The organism is Vibrio sp. Sgm 5, from assembly GCF_026241575.1.
GTDB lineage: Bacteria > Pseudomonadota > Gammaproteobacteria > Enterobacterales > Vibrionaceae > Vibrio > Vibrio jasicida.
In genome coordinates, this window is sequence record NZ_JAPHPY010000014.1 from 98,971 (window position 1) to 107,844 (window position 8,874).

General features: G+C 43.5%; 9 protein-coding genes and 1 pseudogene. 5 read left to right on the forward strand and 5 right to left on the reverse strand.

Annotation, left to right across the window (positions count from 1 at the left end; all coding sequences use genetic code 11):
• Positions 1-2 precede the first annotated feature (2 nt).
• Positions 3-185, reverse strand: coding sequence for a hypothetical protein (locus OQJ86_RS26600; RefSeq protein WP_038869163.1), 183 nt, complete (start codon positions 183-185; stop codon positions 3-5).
• 231 nt (positions 186-416) lie between these two features.
• Between OQJ86_RS26600 and OQJ86_RS10415 the strand changes: the two genes are divergently transcribed.
• The 3 genes from OQJ86_RS10415 to OQJ86_RS10425 all read left to right on the forward strand — a co-directional run bounded on the left by OQJ86_RS10415 (position 417) and on the right by OQJ86_RS10425 (position 1,882).
• Complete coding sequence (locus OQJ86_RS10415; RefSeq protein ID WP_038869165.1) at positions 417-776, forward strand: hypothetical protein; 360 nt, start codon at positions 417-419, stop codon at positions 774-776.
• 19 nt (positions 777-795) lie between these two features.
• Positions 796-1,143: a GlpM family protein gene (locus OQJ86_RS10420; protein WP_038869166.1), complete on the forward strand. Its 348-nt coding sequence runs from the start codon at positions 796-798 to the stop codon at positions 1,141-1,143.
• 220 nt (positions 1,144-1,363) lie between these two features.
• Positions 1,364-1,882: a glycine zipper 2TM domain-containing protein gene (locus OQJ86_RS10425; protein WP_038869168.1), complete on the forward strand. Its 519-nt coding sequence runs from the start codon at positions 1,364-1,366 to the stop codon at positions 1,880-1,882.
• 87 nt (positions 1,883-1,969) lie between these two features.
• On the opposite strand, the pseudogene OQJ86_RS10430 reads toward OQJ86_RS10425, so the two are convergent.
• A pseudogene (locus tag OQJ86_RS10430) lies at positions 1,970-3,069 on the reverse strand (transporter substrate-binding domain-containing protein).
• A gap of 327 nt (positions 3,070-3,396) precedes the next feature.
• On the opposite strand from OQJ86_RS10430, the gene OQJ86_RS10435 reads away from it, so the two are divergent.
• Positions 3,397-5,079 (forward strand): hypothetical protein, encoded by a 1,683-nt coding sequence (locus OQJ86_RS10435; RefSeq protein WP_265987681.1) that lies wholly within the window; start codon positions 3,397-3,399, stop codon positions 5,077-5,079.
• A gap of 85 nt (positions 5,080-5,164) precedes the next feature.
• Here the strand turns inward: OQJ86_RS10435 and OQJ86_RS10440 are convergent, their stop codons facing one another.
• Entirely contained in the window at positions 5,165-6,073 is a 909-nt protein-coding gene (locus OQJ86_RS10440; protein WP_039975560.1) for a DMT family transporter, read from the reverse strand.
• Between the two features lie 94 nt (positions 6,074-6,167).
• Here OQJ86_RS10440 and OQJ86_RS10445 point away from each other — a divergent pair, with 94 nt between their 5' ends.
• Positions 6,168-7,052 (forward strand): LysR family transcriptional regulator, encoded by an 885-nt coding sequence (locus tag OQJ86_RS10445; RefSeq protein ID WP_038864959.1) that lies wholly within the window; start codon positions 6,168-6,170, stop codon positions 7,050-7,052.
• Between the two features lie 46 nt (positions 7,053-7,098).
• Here the strand turns inward: OQJ86_RS10445 and OQJ86_RS10450 are convergent, their stop codons facing one another.
• Together OQJ86_RS10450 and OQJ86_RS10455 are read right to left on the reverse strand one after the other, a co-directional pair.
• Positions 7,099-7,911: a 5'-methylthioadenosine/S-adenosylhomocysteine nucleosidase gene (locus OQJ86_RS10450; protein ID WP_038864961.1), complete on the reverse strand. Its 813-nt coding sequence runs from the start codon at positions 7,909-7,911 to the stop codon at positions 7,099-7,101.
• 193 nt (positions 7,912-8,104) lie between these two features.
• Entirely contained in the window at positions 8,105-8,614 is a 510-nt protein-coding gene (locus tag OQJ86_RS10455; protein WP_042604679.1) for a copper resistance protein NlpE, read from the reverse strand.
• Positions 8,615-8,874 lie beyond the last annotated feature (260 nt).

Below are 8,874 nucleotides of genomic sequence, written 5' to 3' on the forward strand. Positions count from 1 at the left end.
CATCACTCTTTCTCTGTGGCGCAACTTTCGTTGTATTTTATTTCGCATAGTGCGCCACATTTCATGCGATAGGGAAGACGCTTACTTCCTGTGTTCGCACGTATCCTCTTTACAATAAGCCCTTCTAGATTGGCACTTTTCAGGTGCTTTTCGCGCACCTTTTTCCAGTAGTCATCAAAAGCCATACGTCACCTTTACTATCGCTGTCATTATTTTTATAAATATGCAGCCATTTTATGCAACACAACGCGGTTTCTGATGTCAGAAAAATCCTAAAAATCGTTAGGTAAAAGGCGAATTGTTGTAACGCTCTCGTTTCTTGATTTTTACCTTCTATGGTTTCGATAAATTAATATCGGCAAACCTAGCAGGCGATTTGGTTATAGTACAAGCAAAGGTCAAGTCAGGAATGAACGATGAATTTGGTTGTGCATCTACAGAAAAAAGCGATCAATAAACACGGCTATGAGTGGGCAACGCGCCAAGCTTGGAAGTGTGGAATAAAAGCGAATCTTGTGAAACGAGTGATCGGGATCTTCAAAGGTCAGATTGTTTGTGTTGTTGAAGGCTGTCGTGCAGAGCTTACTACGCCAATCAATAACCCACTACATGAAGAAGAGAAACAAGGGCGTTACGTGTTTGTTGGCGGCATTTTTTGGGAGCCGAACAATATGATTGCACCAGGATTTCCTGATTTTATGTTTATGCATTTGCGAACGCTCAGCCATCGTCATAAATACCTGACGGATGATGAATTGTTCTTGAGTTTAGCGTAGTCACTTTATTAACCTATTAATGACCAGTCTATTTTTAAAATCGATACTCGGAGCTTGCGCTGTGTTGATCATTGCCATGCTCTCTAAATCAAAAAGCTTCTATATTGCTGGTTTGGTGCCTTTGTTTCCGACCTTCGCATTGATTGCGCATTTTATTGTGGGCAGTGATCGAGATATGGAAGCACTTCGCCAAACGGCATTATTTGGCATCTATTCTTTGATTCCTTACGCCGCTTATCTGATTTCGGTATTTTACTTCAGCTATCGTTTGAGCCTTATTGGCACACTCACCGCCGCAACTCTGGTTTGGATACTTTTTGCAACCATGCTGTTAGCATTTTGGACTCGCTGGATGGTGCCTGCCTAAAGTTTGCTCAACTTAGCGTTGTATTTAACGCAATATTCATTGTTCAAACTGATGTGATCTCGCTCCAATTGACCTTTCTCTGAGTTTTCTCTAACACAGCGTTTATAAAACGCTGTATTTTAACCTGCTAATGACCGGACGTTTGTTTTCACCTGATGTAAATTTTTCTTCTAGATTTACTATACCGCCAAGCAAAGATAACCATACTGGGAAGTAAACCATGAATATGAAATCTATCGCAATCGCAACTGCGGTTGTAGCCGTTCTAGCAGGCTGTAAAGACAAGACACCACCAGCACCAACAGAAGCAAACATCACGCTGGTTGAAGCTGTGACGGAAACGGTGAAGAACCCACATCAAGTATGTAAAGATGTAGTCGTAACTCACAAAGTTGAACCAACAGACAACAACAAGATACTTGGTACTGTAGGCGGAGCAGCAGCAGGTGCAGCCTTAGGTAACCAAATTGGTGGTGGTTCTGGTAAAGTGATTGCAACTGCAGCCGGTACTGTTGCAGGTGCAATGACAGGTCGTAAGATTCAAGACAATGTGCAGAAAGGTGATGTAGTCACGTCAACTGAAAAGCAATGTCACACAGAATACACCACTTCTGAGAAAGTAGTAGGTTACGATGTCACTTACGAAGTTGCTGGCGCGCCAACAACCGTTCGTATGCAAAGCAAGCCAGCAGGTAAGACATTCCCAATTCAAGATGGCAAAGTAGTACTACCGCAATAATTGCCAACTTAGTTGAACCTAAAAGCCCTTTAGATTAAAGGGCTTTTTCTTATTTCAATGAAAATTAAGATTCATGGCAACTCGACATTACTTATCGGCAAAGTAATCGACTAATGTTTTGCGCCATTTCCGTGATTCACGAATTTGCAGAAGCGCACGGTTAATTTCTTCTTCATACGTGTTGTTTTCCGTAATGATGAAGCCATAGTTCTGCTTTTCTAACTGGTAAGGTAGCACCTCTAAATTATCAAATTGCCCTGATATTCTGCCATTACCAATCATGTATTTGAGTACGACATCATCGGCAACGATGGCCTCGACTTCACCATTCTCTAGTGCAGCAAGCAATGTGGGCATATCTTGGTATGTTTTGTGACGAAGTCCGAAACTCGTCAAAAGCAGAGAGGAAGTGGTGGCATTCTTTGCACCAACCTCAACGTTGGCAAGGTCGTTAATCCCTTTTATCTGTGAAGCACCTTGGCTGAGAGTGAGCTTACTGGCTAATACCGCGGTAATACTCGCGATGAAAAGCATACTGAACACTCCAATAAACACGGTAACTATTCGTCCGGTTAAACTTTTAAATTCGAAGTAATTAAACGGTCCGCGAGTGATGAAGAGTAAGCCGAGAATAAAGCTTTCTATCCAGCGACCTGAGCGGCTTTTCATTGAGTAGAGCTTTTCATTATTCCCTTTCTCTAATGCATAGAAGAAGGCACCAATAACACCAGCAATAAGAACAATGATACCAATGATGAGCCATAACGCAGGGTTTAAAAATATGGATCGTAGGGTATGAAAATACCCCTGATTTTTTACTGCTATGGCGAGGTGGGTTTCATAAAAAGAATGCGAGAAATCAGCGAAAAGTTCACGCTCTGGTGTGATGGATATACAGGAGACACCAATGTCTATTTGCTCAGCTTCAATGGCATTGAGCAGATCATCTAACGGGTGATGCTCGAAGGAAAACTCCACATTCATCTCCTTCGCAATCAATTCCCACAGCTCAACACTTAAACCATTCAGTTGAGTATCGACTGAGCCGATCACAAAGGGTGGGCATGGATAGGTCCCAACTTTTAATTGAGCTGCATGAGAAAAAGTACTGAATAAAACAAAGAAACAAAGAAACAAAGTGTTGAAGTGACTAGGTATCGAAGTGTCGTTTGGAAACCATTTTGCATGCACAGGCCCTCAAAAGAGAGGCAGTGAATGAATTGTATCCACGGCGATGAGTCACCCTAGAATGCAAACATGATCAGAAGTTAATGGAAACGATGACGAATTCAGCACTGCCCTAGTTTTTATTTACTGTTTTAACTATAGCAGTTGATGCTAACAACGACTTTCACCAGTGACTGACATGCAAGCACTTACATTGCTCACTTACAAAAACGCCATTACTGAAGGTTTCTTAAGCGCGTGTAAGCGAACGTAAGAATCAGAAGAAAGTGCAGTTTTTTTGTTTATCATGCTCCTCAATATTGAACGGTGTTTTATTGGAGAAAGGAATGAAAAAACGAGTATTGGCCATGAGCATTGCCTTGGCGGTGTCTGGTTGTGGTTCAGAAGGGAAAGATGGAAGCGCTACGGAATCTAACACATTTACGTCCCAGTGTGGTGACCAACTGTCAGCTCAAGAGTCTGGCTTGTCATTTGTGGTGAAAGGAGACATCGCAGAATTGCAAGGGGTGATTTGTCAGGGCTCCCCAAAGGCGTTCGAGCAAATGATGGCGAAACACAGTAACGTGAAGCAGCTTAAGTTCATTAGTATTGATGGTTCCGTTGATGATGAATCAAACCTGGAACTGGCTTACCAAGTTCGTGCTAAACAGCTGGATTCCCATATTGCGAGCAGTGGGCAGATTGCCTCTGGCGGTACAGATTTATTTTTGGCTGGTGTAAATCGAACAATTGAAAGCGGTGCAACGATTGGCGTTCATTCATGGGCAACCGAAGACCAAGTCGCAACGGATTTCCCTGTCGGTCACAAGTATCATCAACCTTACATTGATTACTACAAGAAGATCGGTTTGCCAGACCCTGAAGGTTTCTACTACTTCACGATTAATGCAGCGTCGGCACAAAACATACACAATATGTCTGAGCAAGAGATAACCAAATACGGCCTAGGTAAACTTGTCTCCCCTGAAGGCGAAACGTCTTTGACCAGTGAGGTTGATAGTAAGCTTTTCGAGCAACTTAATGCTTCTGTGAATGCACTGAAATTCCAATCCCTTTGGGGCGGTTACGGGAACTACTTATCAGGTACGCCAGCTTACTTTCTACGCTTGGATGAAAAAAGCAGCACGCCAGTCACTGCCTATTTGGTCAATCCTTCCAAAGTCCCAGAGGAAGCGCAAAAGTTAGGCGTCAATGAAAGTGGTGCTCTGAATATCTATCAATACGAAAACAATATGCACGTCTTTCATGACGTAATAAACAAAGGTAATGGGGCGTATGAAAGGCAATATACGTTTAACGGAGCGAAGTACTATCTCCAAGTGTATAAGCCCTCAGAGACCTTCGTAAAAGGTGAGCATCAACGCAACACCATTGCATTAGCTGTGCATGAGATGTTTCATGATTATCAACTGGAGCACTTTAGCGACCCTGCCAATTACTTCAACGAGCTCAACGGTTACCCTGTGAATGTAGAGCAGATTACTTACAAGCTAGCGGTACTGGACCTGTTTAAATCTTTGCCTAAAACAATGACCCAAGACGAAGCGAAAACCATGCTCAAGCAATACATCGCTTTGACTCAGGAGCAAATCAATATTGATACCAGCAGTAAGCGTTATGCGAAGAATATGGGACTTGGCCAAGAGTTGTTTGAAGGCAGTGCTTGGCATGTTGAAGTGATGGCATTGAGAAATGCGCTACCGAATTTTTCCGAGCTCAAGTTCGTTGATAGCTACGCGTTTACGACTCAGTATCAAAATCGTGAAAGTGTGAAGTCTCAGTTTGGCTGGGGGTACTTCTATCCAAGTGGTGCCGCCGCTATTTATACCTTGAAGGCAGCAGGCTATGACATCCTTCAATTGGAAAAAGGACTGACACCCTTTGAGGCCGCAAAGCAGGCGGTTGGAACGTTCGATATTACTGACACATTGAACCAAATTAAGCAGAGCGCTGACTTTAAAGCGTTAGAGCAAAAAGCGTTAACCATTAACGCCATCAAAAACCAGTAAGTTGATAACTAGCGAGAGGCAAGATTTGACTGTCTCGTCCTAAAGTAAAAAAGCCGAGCGATGAATGCTCGGCTTTTTAGTCCATTTACGCCGCAGGTGCTTGATGGTGATTTTGTTCTTCCAATTGTTTTTCGGCTTGCGCTTGTTTTTGTTTTCTACGCTCGCGTTTGGATAGCCAAATCAAAGGAACGACAATCATCACTGTGCCAATTGCCATAAAGATATCCGGTACTTCACCAAACCAGATTAAACCAACGAAGACAGCGCCAATTAAACCACTGTATTCGGCACTGGCAATTTTGTTGCTATCAATAGAGCGGTAAGCCAGTACACAAGTTGCTGCATAAATCATAATGAATAAGCTAGATCCTGTCGCGACTGGGAATGAACTCCAATCCCATGCTTCCCCTTCGATAAATACAAGCAGCAGAGATACTGGAATACCCGCGAGGTTAGTCATAAGTAGCGTGTGGACGACGGATTGATTCTTTGGCAGCTTACGGATCAATAAGTTGTTGATGGCTAGTGTTATCGCGACCGCTAATGCTGATAATGCCGCCCAATCAATTTGGTCAGGACGAATAATTACAAGCACGCCAGCAAAGCCCATGACGGCAGCGGCGATAGACTGAGCAGAGAGCTTCTCAGCAAAAAAGAACGCGGCAAGTGGCAACATGATAAGTGGAGCTGCATAGAAGATCGCATTGGCGGTTGCGAGCGGCATTGAAGAGATCGCAAAAACCATAAAAATAGCACCCGTCAACCACACGTGAGCACGCACAGCATGCCATTTAAAGCCTTCCATTAGAGGGGTTTGTTTAGTGAATAAGTACACGGGCAATAACATCATCACAGCGGACAATTGTCGGTAAAATACGAACTGAAAAACCGGCACCTCGTTACCGACACTTTTGATCAAAGCGTCTGAAAGCACCGCAATTAGGTTACCAACAATTAATAGCAGCATGGCTGCACCGACAGATGTGACTTTCACGTTATTCCTCTCCTGTTTCTTTGCCAAAGAGTAGGGGATGTCATAGGATGAAGTGAAATGATATTTATTAGTTTAAGTATGAGATTTTTAGATAATGAAACTGCCACCTTTAAGAGCGGTGCACTGTTTTGAATCGGTCGCGCGCAATCTAAGCTTTTCACTCGCTGCAGAGGAGCTCAACGTGACTCAAAGTGCGGTAAGCCATCAAATACGTTTGCTCGAAGATTATCTCGGTGAAGCTTTGTTTATTCGTCAAGGACGCAAACTGTCACTCTCGGAAACGGGAGCTCGTTATCTTGAAGACATCAGCCCCGCCATCAGTTCGATCGCAATGGCTAGTCAGAAAGTGAGAGAGGGTGATAAGGGCAGTTTAAGGTTGGCGATATACAGTTCGCTAGCGGTGAAATGGTTGATACCACGTCTGGCGGATTTTAAGCGGTTACACCCCGATATCGACCTTACCTTGAATATGGTTGCGGGTGATCCTGAACAAACGGACAGTGTCGGAGACTGTTTCATTACGGTTCAAAAACCGAAGCGTAATTACATGGCGGTACGTTTGTATGATGAGACTTTGTACCCAGTTTGTAGTTTGAATCTTTGGAAGGAGATTCAAGACCAGCCGTTGCCGGATGCGCTTTGGAACTATCCGATTCTTTCTACTGACTCCATCTATCGTGAGCGTGGTAAAGATTGGGCAGAGTGGTGCAGCGTGGGTGGTTATGAGCTTCCAAAGAACATCGACATGCAGCACTTCAGCCACATGTTGCTGGCTATCGAAGCCGCTCGTTACGATCAGGGCATTACGTTTGCCAATGACTTCATGTTGAATGAACGGGATAAGGCTCAAGATTTGGTTTATATCCCTTCGCACGGTTTGGAGACGGGAGATAGCTTTTACTTTGTGCACAAAAAGAGCCGAGCCCGTCAGACCGAAATTATAAAACTGACAAACTGGCTCAAGCAGCAGTGCCTATAAATAGGAAAGGGAGGCGTTGTGCCTCCCTTTGCGATTCAAAAAGCGACTATTGCTTTTTGATCAGCGCTTTAATCACATCAATCGTGTATAGCTGACAATCGACAGCGGTTTGCGGGTCAAAGTCTTGTTTGTGCTGGTCAGTATTCGACAAGATGCGAATCCCAACAAATGGCACTTGGTAAGCTTGAGCAACCAAAGCCGCTGATGAGGTTTCCATCTCTTCAACAGATGTACCGTACGTTTCATGGAACCAGTTGATGCGGTCTACTTCGCGGTTCCACTCGTCCGCTGAACCAATCAAGCCTTTTACAACTTTGCCTTTTTTGTATTCTTCAGACAAAGAAAGAGCAGTTTCAATCAATGCCGGATCCGCTTTGAACTGTTTATGTTCAACAAACTCACCATCTTCACGTAAACGCATGGTTACGTCGAAGTTCTGCCACTTCGTTGGGTCGATGCCTTTGCCTTTTTCAGTAAATTCAGACTTGTATGAACCCATGTTGAAGCTTGCTTCACCGACAACAATATCACCACGGTAAAGCTTAGGGTCATGACCGCCAGATGTGCCTTGGTTGATGATGTATTTAGGATTGAAGTGTTCAATTGCAATCGTGGTAGAAGCGGCAGCATTGGCCAAGCCAACTTCGGTACGAGATACCACGACTGGGTAGCCGTCGATTTCACCTTGCCAGAAAGTCCAAGAACCAACGGTGGTTTCTTTTGCGTCATCTAGGGCTTCTACAAGCGTGCTGGTTTCAATATCCATTGCACCTTGAACTAGGATTGGTTGAGTTTGAGCGAAAACAGAGAATGAAAGCACGGCAGGAACCAGTGCGGCGAAACGTTTAAGAATTTGCATACGACATACTTACAAAAGGAAAAGATGGCGCAATCTATCAACAGCAAACGTTTGCGTCAATTGATGAATTTGTTAATTTTCTTAATGGATGACTTTTTTTGATTTTCATTCTAAATAACGAGAAATAAAAAATCCGAGCGGGGGAAGCTCGGATTTATGTTCTATCAGGACTAAATTGAATGATGAATTAGCGCTAAGGCATTTTGCTTAGGTTGTAGAATGACGCTAGCTCGCCTGTTGCTTTTTCGCCATTCATATCCAGTTTCATTAGCATGTTTTCACCAACGAAATACTGGTTTGGACCTGACTCGTCGACCAAAGTAATGGTATTGCCGGATTCGTTCCAAGTGAACTTACCTTCAGATTTGATTGGTTCACCTTCTTTACCCTCATACAGCTCTACCAATGAGTAAGTGCCGTCTTCATTCAGGGTTAGCGTTGTGTCGATTCCTGCACAATCTGCACATGGAAGCTTGCCTTTGTATATGCCGTTCCAATCCAGTGCATTTTGCGCATTGTGGCCAGAATCGACAAACGTATCAGTCGTGATTACTTGCTCTTCTTCAATAGGAGTTGCATCAACCGTACTTTCAACTTCTGTCGCCTGAGGAACGTCAACTGTGGTTGTCTCTGCTGGTTTCTCGTCCTGACAACCAGCTAAAATAAATACGGCACTGGTGAGTGCTAATAGTGTCTTTTTCATTTTATTCCTCTTTTAATCAACAAGTTGATATACCGAAATGATCTCGAAGCATGTATGCTAAGGTCACTTGGATATATGGTCTTAATAATAGACTCGTTTCCTACACCTGCGTCAGAAGAAAGCAAACCATTGATCTGCCTTTGTTAGAAAAACTCTTTAACGTCAGTGATTTGCAAAGAAGATGGGCTTTGTTGCTTAAATCGATGGAACTAAATCTAGAAGCTACGATCTGATCGGCTACACCCATCAATCGTCGTAGC